Source organism: Pseudomonas sp. UBA6753, assembly GCF_002453565.1.
In the GTDB taxonomy this organism is placed as follows: Bacteria; Pseudomonadota; Gammaproteobacteria; order Pseudomonadales; family Pseudomonadaceae; genus Aquipseudomonas; species Aquipseudomonas putida_Z.
This window is the reverse complement of sequence record NZ_DKHD01000032.1, coordinates 427,885-442,660: the sequence shown is the minus strand read 5'-3', so window position 1 is coordinate 442,660 and position 14,776 is coordinate 427,885. Positions and strand designations below refer to the sequence as shown.

Below are 14,776 nucleotides of genomic sequence, written 5' to 3'. Positions count from 1 at the left end.
ACTGACTGCTCAACAAAAACAACACCAAGGAAGTGTCATGCGTATTGCTCCGTTCCAGTACCTGGCTCTCGCAGCCGCGATCCTGAGCTGTTCCTCGGTTCATGCCGCCAACCTTGAGGGCGGCGCGGTGGCCGCGCCCGATCAATATGGTGCACAGGTAGCCGCCGACATCCTCAAGAAAGGCGGCAACGCGGTGGATGCTGCAGTGGCCACGGCTTTCACCCTGGCGGTGACTTATCCCGAGGCCGGCAACATCGGCGGTGGCGGGTTCATGACCCTGTTCGTCGACGGCAAACCCTACTTCCTCGACTACCGCGAAGTCGCGCCCCAGGCCGCCACGCGCAACATGTACCTGGACGAAAAGGGTGAGGTCATCGAGAACCTCAGCCTGGTCGGGGCACGCGCTGCTGGCGTACCGGGCACGGTGATGGGGTTGTGGGAGGCGCACCAGAAGTTCGGCAAGCTGCCCTGGAGCGAGCTGCTGACCCCGGCCATCGGCTATGCGAAAAACGGCTTCAAGGTGGCCGCAAAGCAGTACCAGTACCGCAACGATGCCCAGGGCATGTTCAAGACCGCGACCAATTTCAACGACTATTTCGGCAACATGAAGGTCGGCGAGCTGTTCAAGCAACCGGAAATGGCCCAGACCTTGGAACGCATCGCCGACAAGGGCGTGAGCGAGTTCTACCAGGGCAAGACCGCCGACCTGCTGGTGGCGCAGATGCAGGCCGACAAGGGCCTGATCACCAAACAGGACCTCAAGGACTACAAGGCCGTTTGGCGTGAGCCGATGGCCGTGAGCTGGCGTGGCAACGTGGTGTATACCGCGCCACCGCCAAGCTCCGGTGGCGTCGCCCTGGCCCAGCTGCTGGGCATCAAGGAAAACCGCGCGGCGGACTTCAAGGGTGTGGCGCACAACTCGGCGCAGTACATACACCTGTTGGCCGAGATCGAGAAGCGCGTGTTCGCCGACCGCGCCGACTACCTTGGCGACCCGGCCTTCACCAAAGTGCCGGTGGATCAGCTGGTGGCCAAGGATTACCTGGCCAAGCGCGCCGCGCAGGTCAACCCGAAGGCCATTTCCGACACCGACAAGGTCAAGCCGGGCCTGGAGCCGCACCAGACCACGCACTTCTCGATCGTCGACAAGCAGGGCAATGCGGTCAGCAACACCTACACCCTCAACCTCGACTACGGCAGTGGTGTGGTGGTGAAAGGCGCCGGCTTCCTGCTCAACGACGAGATGGACGATTTCAGCGCCAAGCCGGGGGCGGCGAACGCCTTTGGTGTAGTTGGCGGCGATGCCAATGCCATCGCCCCGGGCAAGCGCATGCTGTCGTCCATGAGCCCCAGCCTGATGACCCGTGATGGCAAGGTCGAGCTGGTCATCGGTACCCCGGGTGGGTCGCGGATCTTCACCTCGATCTTCCAGGTGATGAACAACCTGTACGACTACGACATGCCGCTGGACAAGGCGGTGGCGGCGCAGCGCGTGCACCATCAGTTGCTGCCCAAGGACACCATCTACTTCGACAGCTATGCGCCGCTGACCGGGCCGGTGGCTGATGAACTGAAGAAGATGGGCTATGTGCTGGAGGACCAGGGCTGGGAGATGGGGGATATCCAGGCGATCCGGGTTGATGGGACGAAGCTGGAGACCGCTTCGGATCCGCGTGGGCGTGGGGTAGGGATGATCGTCAAGTAAGCGATCGTCAGTGCCGGCCCTATCGCCGGCAAGCCAGCTCCCACAGGTACGGCGCAGCCCCGAGGTCTGTGCGATCCCTGTGGGAGCCTGGCTTGCCGGCGATGGGCCGCAAAGCGGCCCCAGATTCCAGGATCAGACGCGGAACTGGCTGACCAACGTCTGCAACTGCCCACCCAACCGCGCCAGCTCCACGCTGGACGCCGCCGTCTCGTCACTGGCCGCCGCCGTCTGCTCCGACACATCGCGCACATTCAGGATGCTGCGGCTAATCTCCTCCGCCACCGCACTCTGCTGTTCCGCCGCCGCGGCAATCTGCTGGTTCATCGACTGGATGCTCGATACCGTGCTGGTGATGCTCTCCAGCGAAGCCCCGGCCTTGCGCGCCAGCTCGACGCTGCTGTCGGTCAGGGTACGGCTGCCTTGCATGGCCGTAGCCACTTGCTGGGTCCCATGCTGCAGGCTGGCGATCAGCTCTTCGATCTCTTCGGTGGATTTCTGCGTGCGCTGGGCTAGGCCGCGCACTTCATCGGCAACCACGGCAAAACCACGGCCGGCCTCGCCGGCACGCGCCGCCTCGATCGCTGCGTTAAGTGCAAGCAGGTTGGTCTGTTCGGCCACCGACTTGATCACGTCCATCACGCTGCCGATCTTCTGGCTTTCCTGCTGCAGCAGGTTCATGGCTTCGGTGGAGCGGTGCATGTCTTCGGCCAGGCGTTCGATCTGGCCAATTGCTTCGCCCACCACGCGGTCGCCGGCACGGGCTTCGTCATCGGCACCGGTGGCGGCATGCGAGGCCTGTTCGGCATTGCGCGCCACTTCCTGAACGGTAGCGGCCATTTCGTGCATGGCGGTGGCCACCTGGTCGGTCTCGACCTTCTGGCTGTTGGCGCCGGCGCTGGTCTGCTCGGTCACCGCCGACAATTCCTCGGCAGCGCTGGCGATCTGGGTGACGCCATCGCGGATGCCGCTGATCAGCTCGCGCAAAGTGGTGCCCATGCGGGCGATGCCTTGTTGCAGCACGCCCAGTTCGTCGCGGCGGGTGACGCGCAGGTGCTGGGTAAGGTCGCCGCTGGCGATCTTTTCCACTGCCACCATGGTGTCGCGCAGCGGGCGGGTGATCTGCCGGGTGATCAGCACTGCCGCCAGCACGCCGACCAGCAGCGCCAGCAGCGTGGCAATGGCCTGCAGGCTGCGAGCCTGGGTGCTTTCGATGTCGCGGCGCTGCAGCTGGATCTGGTACAGAGCGTCGCTGCGCTTGACGATGTCGGCACCCTGCACGGTCATTTCGGCGCGCGCAGTGGTGATGTTGGCGACCGCATCGCGGAACTGGCGCACGGCGTCACGGTAGGCCAGCACCGAGCCTTCGAACTGTTGCAGGCGTGTGTCTTCGGCCGGCAGCTGGCGCTTGAGATTGTCGATTTCGGCCAGGGCGGCGTCCAGCTGGCGCAGGGCGGCCTGCTCGTTGGCAGCGCTGTTTTCGGCAATGTAGCCGCGTACGTCGATGCGCACCTGCAGCAGTTGCTGGCGGGCCTTGCTGACCAGCTGGTACTGGGCCAGGCGCACGCTGTCGGCTTCGGGGCGCGCCATGACTACCTGGCTGAGGGCGTCCATGGCCTGGTCGGCGCGGCTGGCCGAACCGTCCATGGCCGTGCGCGCGGTGCGGGTGGCGTCGTAGCCCTGGCGCATCTTGTTCAGCGACACCTTGTAGGCGCTGATGGTCTCGCCCAGTTCACCCAGCAGCTTGATGTTTTCCGGGCTCTTGAAGGTGCTGGCCAGGTAGGCCTGCTGCTTGCTGAAGGCGTCCAGCTTGGTCTGGGTGTTGGCGGCGGCGGCATCGTCGCCGTTGGCGATCATGTACTGCAGGCGGGCAATGCGCAGGTCGGTCAGGTCCTTGTTGAGCTGGCCGATATCACCCATCCAGTTGCTGCGGTCGATCAGGCTGCCCAGGCTGGTCCAGCCGGTCAGGGCCAGCAGGCCGGTGAGGATCAGGACCAGGCCGAAGCCCAGGCCGAGTTTGAGGTTGACGCTGATGTTGGCGAACCAGCTGTTCATGCACGCTCTCCAGAAGTTGTTTTCGCTCGCTTGATCTTCGATCGCCAGGCGTTGTTGTTCTGGATGCCCGCTGATTCGTGCAGGGGTTATCGGCAGTGATGGAGGAAGCTGAAACGCTTTTTCAGCAGATTTGTAACTGGCTTGATTGGGGCTGCCTTGCAGCCCTTCGCGGGCATGCCCGCTCCCACAGGGATAGCGCCAACTTCAAGGGCAGCGATTTACCTGTGGGAGCGGGCGTGTCGGGGCGCCGAACCGCCGCGAAGGGCCGCAAAGCGGCCCCATGAAGCCTCAGAGGTTGCGCGCGCTGAAGGTATCGCAGCGGTTCACTTCGCCCTCGGCAAACCCGGCCTTGAACCAGCGTACCCGCTGCGCCGAGGTGCCGTGGGTGAACGAGTCTGGTACCACGCGCCCGCGGCCTTGTTGCTGCAGGCGGTCATCGCCAATGGAATTGGCCGCGTTCAGCGCCTCTTCGACGTCGCCCGGTTCCAGCCAGTTCAGGCGCTTCTGCGCCTGGTAGGCCCATACACCGGCCAGGCAGTCGGCCTGCAGCTCCTGGCGCACCAGCAGGCCATTGTCGCCTTCCATGCGCTGGCCACTGCGGCGCGCGGCATCGACTTTGGCCGACACGCCCAGCAGGGTCTGTACGTGATGGCCGATTTCGTGGGCGATCACGTAGGCCTGGGCAAAGTCGCCGGCTGCGGCGAAGCGGGTTTCCATTTCGCGGAAGAACGACATGTCCAGGTAGACCCGTTGGTCTGCCGGGCAGTAGAACGGCCCCACCGCCGCCGAGGCAAAGCCACAGGCCGAATTGACCTGGCCGCTGAACAGCACCAGCTTGGGGTCGCGGTATTGCTTGCCGCCCTCGGCGAACAGGGCTTTCCAGGTGTCTTCGGTATCGCCCAGGATAGAGGCGACGAACTCGGCCTGCTGGTCGTTGGCCGGCGGGGCCTTGCCGCCCGCGCTGCTGGGTGCCTGCTGTTGTTGCTGCTCCATCTGGCCGGCGAGCTGGCCAAGAATCTGCAACGGGTCCTGGCCGGTGAGCCAGCCGATGCCGACAATCAGCAGCACCGCACCAAGCCCCAGCCCCTTGCCGCCGCCGAAACGCATGCCGCCGCCACCACCTTCGCCTCGGGCATCGACCACATTGTCGCTGCGTCGGCCTTTTCGCCAATCCATGAATGCTCTCCGAAGCGTGAAACAAGAAGACAAAGATTAGTCCACGACGGCGGCGAGTGTCAGGCCAAGGTGCTTATGCATAACCAAATGGTTATGTTTGATGTGGCTGATTTCAATATTCATTGCACGCTACCTGCCTGAAACTGCATGTGGGAGCGGGCTTGCCCGCGACAGGGTTTCAAATAACCCCCCGCGCATTTCCATAATTCCAAGAGAGGAAACCGGCATGCCCGCCCAGGACAACAGCCGCTTCGTGATCCGTGATCGCAACTGGCACCCGAAAGCCCTTACGCCTGACTACAAGACGTCCATTGCCCGCTCGCCACGCCAGGCACTGGTCAGCATCCCGCAGTCGATCAGCGAAACCACCGGCCCGGACTTTTCCCACCTGGGCTTCGGCGCCCATGACCATGACCTGCTGCTGAACTTCAACAACGGCGGCTTGCCGATCGGCGAGCGCATCATCGTCGCCGGCCGTGTGGTCGACCAGTACGGCAAGCCTGTGCCGAATACCCTGGTGGAAATGTGGCAGGCCAATGCCGGCGGCCGCTACCGTCACAAGAACGACCGCTACCTGGCGCCGCTGGACCCGAACTTCGGTGGCGTCGGCCGTTGCCTGACCGACCGTGATGGCTACTACAGCTTCCGCACCATCAAGCCGGGCCCGTACCCATGGCGCAACGGCCCGAACGACTGGCGCCCGGCGCACATCCACTTCGCCATCAGCGGCCCGTCGATCGCCACCAAGCTGATCACCCAGCTGTACTTCGAGGGTGACCCGCTGATCCCGATGTGCCCGATCGTCAAGTCGATCGCCAACCCGCAAGCCGTGCAGCAGTTGATCGCCAAGCTCGACATGAGCAACGCCAACCCGATGGACTGCCTGGCCTACCGCTTCGACATCGTGCTGCGCGGCCAGCGCAAGACCCACTTCGAAAACTGCTGAGGACCCCGCCATGCCAATCGAACTGCTGCCGGAAACCCCTTCGCAGACCGCCGGCCCCTACGTGCACATCGGCCTGGCCCTGGAAGCGGCCGGCAACCCGACCCGCGACCAGGAAATCTGGAACCGCCTGGCCAAGCCGGACGCGCCGGGCGAGCACATCCTGCTGATCGGCCAGGTGTATGACGGTAACGGCCACCTGGTGCGCGATTCGTTCCTGGAGGTGTGGCAAGCCGATGCCAACGGCGAGTACCAGGATGCCTACAACCTGGAAAACGCCTTCAACAGCTTCGGCCGCACCGCCACCACCTTCGATGCCGGTGAGTGGACCCTGCACACGGTCAAGCCGGGCGTGGTGAACAACGCTGCGGGCGTGCCGATGGCGCCGCACATCAACATCAGCCTGTTTGCCCGGGGGATCAACATCCACCTGCACACGCGGCTGTATTTCGATGACGAGGCCGAGGCCAATGCCAAGTGCCCGGTGCTCAACCTGATCGAGCAGCCGCAGCGGCGCGAGACCCTGGTGGCCAAGCGTTGCGAGGTGGACGGGAAGACGGCGTATCGCTTCGATATCCGTATTCAGGGGGAAGGGGAGACGGTGTTCTTCGACTTCTGAGTGAAGCCTGGGGCCGCTTTGCGGCCCATCGCCGGCAAGCCAGCTCCCACACCGACCGCGCGGCCCTCAAGGCCTGTGCAGCACCTGTGGGAGCTGGCTTGCCGGCGATGGGCTGCAAAGCAGCCCCGGCGATCTGAAGGTCAGCGCCGAACCAGCAAAACCCCACTCTCCATATGGTGGGTATAGGGGAACTGGTCAAACAACGCACACCGTTCGATGCGGTGGGTGTCCTGCAACTGGGCAATGTTCGCCGCCAGCGTCTCCGGGTTGCACGAGATGTACAGGATCCGCTCGAAACGCCGGGTCAGCTCGCAGGTGTCCGGGTCCATCCCCGCCCGCGGCGGGTCGACGAACACCGTACCGAACTCGTAGCTCTTCAGGTCGATGCCTTCCAGCCGGCGGAACGGCCGCACCTCGTTCAGCGCCTGGGTCAGCTCTTCTGCCGACAGGCGCACCAGCCGCACGTTATCCACAGCGTTCTCGTCGAGGTTGCTCAGCGCGGCATTGACCGAGGTCTTGCTGATTTCCGTGGCCAGTACCTGGCGCACGCGGGTGGCCAGCGGCAGGGTGAAGTTGCCGTTGCCGCAGTACAGCTCCAGCAGGTCGTCGTCGCGCTCGCCGATGGCCTCGAAGGCCCAGCTCAGCATCTTCTGGTTCACCGCGCCGTTGGGCTGGGTGAACGCGCCTTCCGGCTGGCGGTAGCTGAACACACGGCCAGCGACGTCGAGTTTTTCCACCGCATAGTCACGGCCGATGACCAGGCGCTTGCCCTTGGAGCGGCCGATGATGCTCACGCCCAGGTCCTCGGCCAGCTGCCGTGCGGCCGTTTCCCAGGCCTCGTCCAGTGGGCGGTGGTAGCACAGGGTGACCATGGCATCGCCAGCCAGGGTGGTGAGGAACTCCACCTGGAACAGGCGGTTACCCAGCTCCTCGCTGGCTTGCCAGGCGGCCTTCAGGCGCGGCATCAGTGCATTGATGTGCTGGCTGGCGATGGGGAAGTCGTCGATCAGGATCGCCTTGTGCTTCTCGCCCGGGGCGAACATGGCGTAGTGGCGCTGGCCATCCTCGCGCCACAGGCGGAATTCGGCGCGCAGGCGGTAATGCTCGCGCGGCGAGTCGAAAACAGCCGGCTCCGGCGCGCCGAACGGCGCCAGCAGCTCGCGCAGCCGGGCCACCTTGGCGTCCAGCTGGGTGGTGTAGGAGGAGGGGTCGAAAGCAGCACTCATGCGTTGAACCAGCCCAGCTTGATGACGAACAGGATGGAAAGGATCACCAGGGCCGGGTTCAGGTCGCGGTGGCGGCCGGAGATCAGCTTGACGGCGGTCCAGGAAATGAAGCCGAAGGCGATGCCGTTGGCGATCGAGTAGGTCAGCGGCATGGCCAGGGCGGTCACTACCACCGGTGCGGCTTCGGTGACGTCGTCCCAGTTTATTTCTGCCAGGCCCGAGGCCATCAGCACCGCGACGAACAGCAGCGCCGGGGCGGTGGCGAAGGCCGGCACGCTACCGGCCAGCGGGGCGAAGAACAGCGCCAGCAGGAACAGCACGGCGACCACGATGGCGGTGAGGCCGGTGCGGCCACCGGCGCTCACGCCCGCGGCGGATTCGATGTAGCTGGTAGTGGTCGAGGTGCCCAGCAGGGAGCCGGCCATGGCTGCGGTACTGTCGGCGATCAGGGCACGGCCCATCTTCGGCATGTGGCCGTCCTTGCCCATCAGCCCGGCGCGCTTGGCCACGCCGATCAGGGTGCCGGAGTTGTCGAACAGGTCGACGAACAGGAAGGCGAAGATCACGCTGACCAGGCCCACGTCCAGCGCGCCGGCGATGTCCAGCTGCAGGAAGGTCGGGGCCAGCGATGGCGGCATCGAGACCACGCCGCCGAAGGGCGTCACGCCCATCAGGATCGAGGCGATGGTTACGGCGAGAATGCCGATCAGCACGGCGCCGCGCACTTTCAGCGATTCGAGGCCGACGATCAGGAAGAAGCCCAGGGTGGCGAGGATCGGTGCTGGCTGCTTGAGGTCGCCCAGGCCCACCAGGGTGGCCGGGTTATCGACGACGATGCCTGCGTTATGCAGGGCGATCAATGCCAGGAACAGGCCGATACCCGCGGCAATGGCCGAACGCAGCGGCAGCGGGATGCTGTTCACGATCCATTCGCGGATGCGGAAGATCGACAGCAGGAAGAACATCACCGCCGACAGGAACACCGCACCCAGTGCCACCTGCCAGGTGTGGCCCATGTGCAGGACCACGGTGTAGGTGAAGAACGCGTTCAGGCCCATGCCCGGCGCCAGGGCGATCGGGTAGTTGGCGATCAGGCCCATGGTCACCGAGCCGATGGCCGCGGCCAGGCAGGTGGCGACGAAGATCGCGCCCTTGTCCATGCCGGTCTCGCCGAGGATGCTCGGGTTGACGAACAGGATGTAGGCCATGGCCAGGAAGGTAGTGACGCCCGCGAGAATCTCGGTGCGCACATTGGTGTTGTGTGCTTTTAGTTGAAACAGCCTTTCCAGCATGCCCGCTCCCCGAGGCGCCCCCGGCGCCATGAATGTATCGACCCCATCAGCAAAGCACAGACCGTACCGGTTGCCGTGGTTTTGTGTGGGGCGGAAAAAAGCCGCGCATCATACCAGCATGCTTGGCGGGGGCCTATGGCCGTTGGGGAATGGGTTCTCTATAGCCTGTACCGGCCCTTTCGCGGGCTTGCCCGCGCCCACAGGGACACCACAGGGCCTGAGGGCGGCGCGGTCCTTGTGGGAGCGGGCAAGCCCGCGAAGAGGCCGGCACAGGCGAGCGATCAACCGTTATGCAACCGGTCCCGCTTGGCCAGTGTCGGGAACAGCTTTATCCACACCCCGGTCACCACCAAAGTGCCCACCCCACCCAGCACCACTGCCGGCACTGTGCCAAACCAGTGCGCGGTCACCCCCGATTCGAACTCGCCGAGCTGGTTCGAGGCACCAATGAACAAGCCGTTCACCGCACTCACCCGCCCGCGCATTTCATCCGGCGTCTCCAACTGCACGAAGGCACCGCGGATAACCATGCTGATCATGTCTGCCGCACCCAGCACCACCAGCACTGCCAGCGAGAACCAGAACGAGGTCGACAGGCCGAAGGCGATGGTCGCCACGCCGAACACGCCCACTGCCGTGAACATGGTCCGCCCCACGTTGCGTTCGAACGGGAAGCGCGCCAGCCACAGCGACATCAGCAACGCCCCCACCGCTGGCGCCGAGCGCAGCAGGCCGAGGCCCAGCGGGCCGGTCAGCAGGATGTCCTTGGCGAACACCGGCAGCAGCGCGGTGGCCCCACCCAGCAGTACGGCGAACAGGTCCAGCGAGATGGCGCCGAGGATGTCCGGCCGGCTGCGGATGAAGCGGATGCCGGCCAGCAGCGATTCGATGCTGGCGCGCCCGCGCTGGGCCACCTGGCCGCGTGCCTGCAGGCTCAGGGTCAGCACGCAGGCGATGGCGTACAGGGCCACGGTGGGGCCGTATACCCAGATGCTGCCGAAGGCATACAGGAAGCCGCCCACCGCCGGCGCCACAATGGTTGCCGACTGGGTGGCCGAGGCCGAAGCCGCCACCGCGCGTGGGAACAGCCCGGCCGGTACCACGTTGGGCAGCAGCGCCTGGGTCGCCGGCATTTCGAACGAACGCGTGGCACCGAGCAGGAAGGCGAGGGCGAAGATCAGCTCGCGGGTGACGTTGTCGGTGGCACTGCCCAGCGCCAGCGCCAGGGCTATCAGCCCCTGCAGGCTCTGGCACAGCGCAGCGACCTTGCGCCGGTCATAGCGGTCGGCGACATGCCCGGTGTGCAGCATGAACAGCACTCTTGGGGCGAACTCGACCAGGCCGACCAGGCCCAGGTCCAGCACATTGCCGGTTAATTGGTAGAGGTGCCAGCCAATGGCCACGGTGAGCATCTGGAAGCCGCTGGCGGTGAACACGCGGGCCAGCCAGAAGGCCAGGAAAGGGCGGTGGTGACGCAACAACTGCGGTGCGGAATCGGACATCGGAAACCAGGGGCCTCGGCGCAGTAGAGGGGTGCGCAGCGTATCATCTGTTTGTAACAAACAGTTACTGTTTGCCGGGGTCGGCACTTTTTCACGCGTCATGAAAGGGGGTGGGGCAACCGGTCACGCGGCAATCAACCACACGGCCCGGCGGGCCATTCAGGACTATGCTTCCTAGCAATCGTTGATCTGGGTCAATCGTTCCAGATGTAACGATCGGGCCCTTGGGCCGAAATCCCTGCGATCGAACAGAACAATTCCAACGCGCCGCACTCGACTACCGTGGGGGCAGTGGGCGACGGGGCCAGCGGCCCGGACGCCGGATTATCTGAAGAGGAAGCACCATGTTCGGAATAGAGGCCTTAGAGCTCGCCCGAATGCAGTTCGCCTTTACCGTGTCGTTCCATATCCTGTTCCCGGCCATCACCATTGGCCTGGCGAGCTACCTGGCGGTCCTCGAAGGCCTCTGGCTGCGGACCAACAACCAGGTCTACCGTGACCTTTATCACTTCTGGTCGAAAATCTTCGCCGTCAACTTCGGCATGGGGGTGGTTTCCGGCCTGGTCATGGCCTACCAGTTCGGCACCAACTGGAGCCGCTTCTCCGACTTCGCCGGCGCCATTACCGGTCCGCTGCTCACCTACGAGGTGCTGACCGCGTTCTTCCTCGAGGCTGGCTTCCTGGGGGTCATGCTGTTTGGCTGGAACCGCGTCGGCCGTGGCCTGCACTTCTTTTCCACGGTGATGGTGGCGCTCGGCACCCTGGTCTCGACCTTCTGGATCCTTGCCTCCAACAGTTGGATGCAGACCCCGCAAGGCCACGAGATCATCGATGGCCGGGTGGTGCCGGTGGACTGGCTAGCGGTGGTATTCAACCCCTCGTTCCCCTACCGCCTGATGCACATGGCCACGGCCGCGTTCGTTGCCACCGCGTTCTTCGTCGGTGCCTCGGCGGCCTGGCACCTGCTGCGCGGGCGTGACAACCCGGCGGTGCGCAAGATGCTGTCGATGGCCATGTGGATGGCGCTGATCGTCGCCCCGATCCAGGCGGTGATCGGTGACTTCCATGGCCTCAACACGCTCAAGCACCAGCCGGTGAAAATCGCCGCGATCGAAGGCCACTGGGAGAACGTGCCCGGTGAGCCGACCCCGCTGATCTTGTTCGGCATTCCCGACATGCAGGCCGAAACCACCCGCTTCAAGCTCGAGATCCCGGCGCTCGGCAGCCTGATCCTGACCCACAGCCTGGACAAGCAGGTGCCGGCGATGAAGGAGTTCCCGCCCGAAGACCGGCCCAACTCGACCATCGTCTTCTGGTCGTTCCGGATCATGGTCGGGCTGGGCTTCCTGATGATCTTCGTCGGCCTGTGGAGCCTCTGGCTGCGCAAGCGCGGCACGCTCTACACCTCGCGGCCGTTCCTGTACCTGGCCCTGTGGATGGGCCCTTCCGGGCTGATCGCGCTGCTGGCCGGCTGGTTCACCACCGAAATCGGCCGCCAGCCCTGGGTGGTGTATGGCCTGATGCGTACGGCAGACGGTGTGTCCAACCACAGTTACGCCCAGCTCGGCTTCACCCTGGTGGCCTTCGTGGTGGTGTACTTCGCCCTGTTCGGCACCGGCCTTGGCTACATGATGCGCCTGGTGCGCAAAGGGCCGCAGACCGGTGAGGGTGACGAGCACAAACCTGGTGGCCCTGGCACCAAACGCACGCCGGCGCGGCCGCTGTCCGCCGCCGATGATGGCCGAGAGGCCAACTCCGCCAGCCTGAGCAAGGGGAACTGAGCCATGGGTATCGACCTTTCGCTGATCTGGGCCGTGATCATCATCTTCGGCGTCATGATGTACGTGGTGATGGATGGTTTCGACCTGGGGATCGGCATGCTCTTCCCGTTCGTCAAGGGCGAGCAGGACCGAGATGTGATGATGAACACCGTCGCCCCCGTGTGGGACGGTAACGAGACCTGGCTGGTGCTGGGCGGTGCCGGGCTGTTCGGGGCGTTCCCGATGGCTTACTCGGTAGTGCTGGAGGCCCTGTACCTGCCATTGATCCTGATGCTGATCGGCCTGATCTTCCGCGGCGTGGCCTTCGAGTTCCGCTTCAAGGCCAAGGCCGACAAACGCCACATCTGGGACAAGGCGTTCATCTGGGGCTCGTTGATCGCCACTTTCTTCCAGGGCGTGGCGCTGGGTGCCTTCCTCGAAGGCTTCAAGGTGGTCGACCGGCATTTCGCCGGTGGCACCCTTGACTGGCTGACCCCGTTCAGCCTGTTCTGTGGCCTGGGGCTGATCGTTGCCTACACCCTGCTGGGCTGCACCTGGCTGATCATGAAGACCGAAGGGTCGCTGCAGCAGAAGATGCACGACATCGCCCGGCCGCTGGCGCTGGTGCTGCTGGTAGTGATCGGCATCGTCAGCCTGTGGACACCGATCGCCTACCCGCAGATCGCCGACCGCTGGTTCAGCATGCCTAACCTGGTCTGGTTCATGCCGGTGCCGATCCTGGTGCTGGTGACCTTCTACGGGTTGCTCAAGGCGGTGGCGCGCAATGCGCACTACACGCCGTTCCTGCTGACGTTGGTGCTGATCTTCCTCGGTTACAGCGGCCTGGGCATCAGCCTGTGGCCGAACATCATCCCGCCGTCGATTTCGATCTGGGATGCCGCGGCGCCTCCGCAGAGCCAGGGCTTCATGCTGGTGGGCACACTGTTCATCCTGCCGTTCATCCTCATGTATACCTTCTGGAGCTACTACGTGTTCCGCGGCAAGGTGACCCATGAAGACGGCTATCACTAGGAGGGGTGCATGATGACCGGCAAGCATGGCTTGGACGAGAAGAAACCCCTGTGGCAGCGGCTGGGCTGGCTGCTGCTGATCTGGGCGATGAGCGTGGCGGCCCTGGGCGTGGCGGCCTACGTGATGCGCCTGTTCATGGGGGCTGCGGGGCTGACCACCCATTGAGGTAAGCCTGCTCTGGCCCTATCGCCGGCAAGCCAGCTCCCACAGGTAAGTCACTGCCCTTGAATGCAGTGCAGTACCTGTGGGAGCTGGCTTGCCGGCGATAGGGCCGGTACAGGCTTACTTGCGGGCTTTCAGGATAACGAACTTGGGCGTTGCCGCCACCTGTTCCACCCCCCGGAACAACCGCGCCAGCTTGCTGTGATAGCCCAGGTGCCGGTTACCCACGATATACAGCGCCCCGCCCACCACCAACGCTTCACGCGCCTGCTGGAACATGCGCCAGGCGAGGAAATCGCCCACCACCTGCTGCTGGTGGAACGGCGGATTGCACAGCACCACATCCAGCGACTGCTTCTCTACCCCCGCCAACCCATCGGCTGCCTCGAACACCGCCGGGCGCTCGCCTAGCGCGGCCTGCCAGTTCTCTCGCGCCGATTGCACCGCCATATACGACTCGTCGACCAGGATGTATTGGGCATCCGGGTTGGCCAGGGCGCTGGCGATCGCCAGCACGCCGTTGCCACAGCCCAGGTCCGCCACCCGCGCGCGGCCCAGTTCGCGGGGCAGGTGCGGCAGGAACGCCCGCGTGCCGATATCCAGCCCCTCACGGCAGAACACGTTGGCGTGGTTCAGCAGCTCCAGCGCCGGCGCGTCGAGGCGGTAGCGGCTAGGGTAGGGTGAGCGGGCGACCGGCCGATCGGCCACCGTCGCGGTCAGCAAGCGGGCCTTTTTTTGTGCCAGCGAGGCTTGCACTGGGCCGATGTACTTCTCCATCAGGTCACCGGCCGCCCGTGGCAGGTGCTTGATCATCGCCCCGGCAATCACCTGCGCACCGGGCGCCAGGTGGCCTTGCAGGCGGATCAGCTGTTCTTCGAGCAGGGCCAGGGTCTTGGGCACGCGCACCAGTACTCGGTCGAACGGGCCTTGCCAGTGTTCGCTGGCCGGCACGAACGGCACACTGTCAAATGGCAGGCCGTTGCGTGCCAGGTTCTTTTCCAGGGCCAGGTGCGCCAGGTGTGAATCGCCACTGCTGACTACCTGCAGCTTGCCCGCCAGGCTGGCGGCCAGGGCGCCGAAGCTGTCATTGAGCACCAGCACCCGACAGTCGGCCCCTGGAGCCTGTTCGTGCAGCTGCGCAAGCAGGTACTCATCGGCGGCATCGAAAGCCTGCAGCGGGTCGTTGGCCTGTTCCGGCTGGCGGATCAGGTCGAGTTCGGCGTAGGGGGTGGTCAACAGGGGCATGGCGTCTGGCTCGGGTACGAAACTGCCCGTTGCGGTTCGCCCCGGGCTTTGCCGGGCGATTC

General features: G+C 64.7%; 12 protein-coding genes and 1 pseudogene. 6 read left to right on the top strand and 7 right to left on the bottom strand.

What is annotated here, in order from left to right; all coding sequences use genetic code 11:
- The first annotated feature begins 37 nt into the window (after positions 1-37).
- Entirely contained in the window at positions 38-1,705 is a 1,668-nt protein-coding gene (gene ggt / locus B2790_RS13730; protein WP_025340650.1) for a gamma-glutamyltransferase, read from the top strand.
- Positions 1,706-1,837: 132 nt separating this feature from the next.
- Here the strand turns inward: ggt and B2790_RS25020 are convergent, their stop codons facing one another.
- The 3 genes and pseudogenes from B2790_RS25020 to ypfJ form a co-directional block, all read right to left on the bottom strand.
- Positions 1,838-2,701 (bottom strand): methyl-accepting chemotaxis protein, encoded by an 864-nt coding sequence (locus B2790_RS25020; RefSeq protein ID WP_414058112.1) that lies wholly within the window; start codon positions 2,699-2,701, stop codon positions 1,838-1,840.
- A pseudogene (locus B2790_RS25015) lies at positions 2,693-3,622 on the bottom strand (methyl-accepting chemotaxis protein); the annotation flags it as partial. The pseudogene B2790_RS25015 and the gene B2790_RS25020, both read right to left, overlap by 9 nt.
- Positions 3,623-4,045: 423 nt before the next feature.
- Complete coding sequence (ypfJ, locus tag B2790_RS13720) at positions 4,046-4,933, bottom strand: KPN_02809 family neutral zinc metallopeptidase (protein ID WP_286918993.1); 888 nt, start codon at positions 4,931-4,933, stop codon at positions 4,046-4,048.
- Between the two features lie 226 nt (positions 4,934-5,159).
- Between ypfJ and pcaH the strand changes: the two genes are divergently transcribed.
- Together pcaH and pcaG are read left to right on the top strand one after the other, a co-directional pair.
- On the top strand, positions 5,160-5,879 hold the full coding sequence (gene pcaH / locus B2790_RS13715) for a protocatechuate 3,4-dioxygenase subunit beta (RefSeq protein ID WP_003251597.1): 720 nt from the start codon (positions 5,160-5,162) through the stop codon (positions 5,877-5,879).
- A 10-nt stretch (positions 5,880-5,889) separates the two neighbouring features.
- The gene (gene pcaG / locus B2790_RS13710) at positions 5,890-6,495 is read left to right on the top strand and encodes a protocatechuate 3,4-dioxygenase subunit alpha (protein ID WP_015271805.1); all 606 of its coding nucleotides are present in this window, start codon (positions 5,890-5,892) and stop codon (positions 6,493-6,495) included.
- A gap of 140 nt (positions 6,496-6,635) precedes the next feature.
- Here pcaG and trmA read toward each other — a convergent pair whose 3' ends face one another.
- The 3 genes from trmA to B2790_RS13695 form a co-directional block, all read right to left on the bottom strand.
- Positions 6,636-7,721 carry a tRNA (uridine(54)-C5)-methyltransferase TrmA gene (gene trmA / locus B2790_RS13705; protein WP_286918992.1) on the bottom strand — a complete coding sequence of 362 codons (1,086 nt, stop codon included), beginning with the start codon at positions 7,719-7,721 and terminating at the stop codon, positions 6,636-6,638.
- The gene (locus tag B2790_RS13700) at positions 7,718-9,013 is read right to left on the bottom strand and encodes an NCS2 family permease (RefSeq protein ID WP_015271803.1); all 1,296 of its coding nucleotides are present in this window, start codon (positions 9,011-9,013) and stop codon (positions 7,718-7,720) included. Before B2790_RS13700 ends, trmA begins: the two co-directional genes overlap by 4 nt.
- Before the next feature lie 281 nt (positions 9,014-9,294).
- Positions 9,295-10,515 (bottom strand): MFS transporter, encoded by a 1,221-nt coding sequence (locus B2790_RS13695; protein WP_025340646.1) that lies wholly within the window; start codon positions 10,513-10,515, stop codon positions 9,295-9,297.
- Positions 10,516-10,859: 344 nt separating this feature from the next.
- Here B2790_RS13695 and B2790_RS13690 point away from each other — a divergent pair, with 344 nt between their 5' ends.
- The 3 genes from B2790_RS13690 to B2790_RS13680 are packed head-to-tail and all read left to right on the top strand — an operon-like array spanning position 10,860 to position 13,472.
- On the top strand, positions 10,860-12,296 hold the full coding sequence (locus B2790_RS13690) for a cytochrome ubiquinol oxidase subunit I (protein ID WP_025340645.1): 1,437 nt from the start codon (positions 10,860-10,862) through the stop codon (positions 12,294-12,296).
- Positions 12,297-12,299: 3 nt separating this feature from the next.
- Positions 12,300-13,307, top strand: a complete 1,008-nt coding sequence (cydB, locus tag B2790_RS13685) for a cytochrome d ubiquinol oxidase subunit II (protein WP_025340644.1) — start codon at positions 12,300-12,302, stop codon at positions 13,305-13,307.
- Positions 13,308-13,316: 9 nt separating this feature from the next.
- A complete protein-coding gene (locus tag B2790_RS13680; RefSeq protein WP_008094148.1) occupies positions 13,317-13,472 on the top strand; it encodes a DUF2474 domain-containing protein in 156 nt (51 codons plus the stop codon).
- A gap of 117 nt (positions 13,473-13,589) precedes the next feature.
- On the opposite strand, the gene B2790_RS13675 is transcribed toward B2790_RS13680, so the two are convergent.
- Entirely contained in the window at positions 13,590-14,714 is a 1,125-nt protein-coding gene (locus B2790_RS13675) for a methyltransferase (RefSeq protein ID WP_286918991.1), read from the bottom strand.
- Between the last annotated feature and the right edge of the window lie 62 nt (positions 14,715-14,776).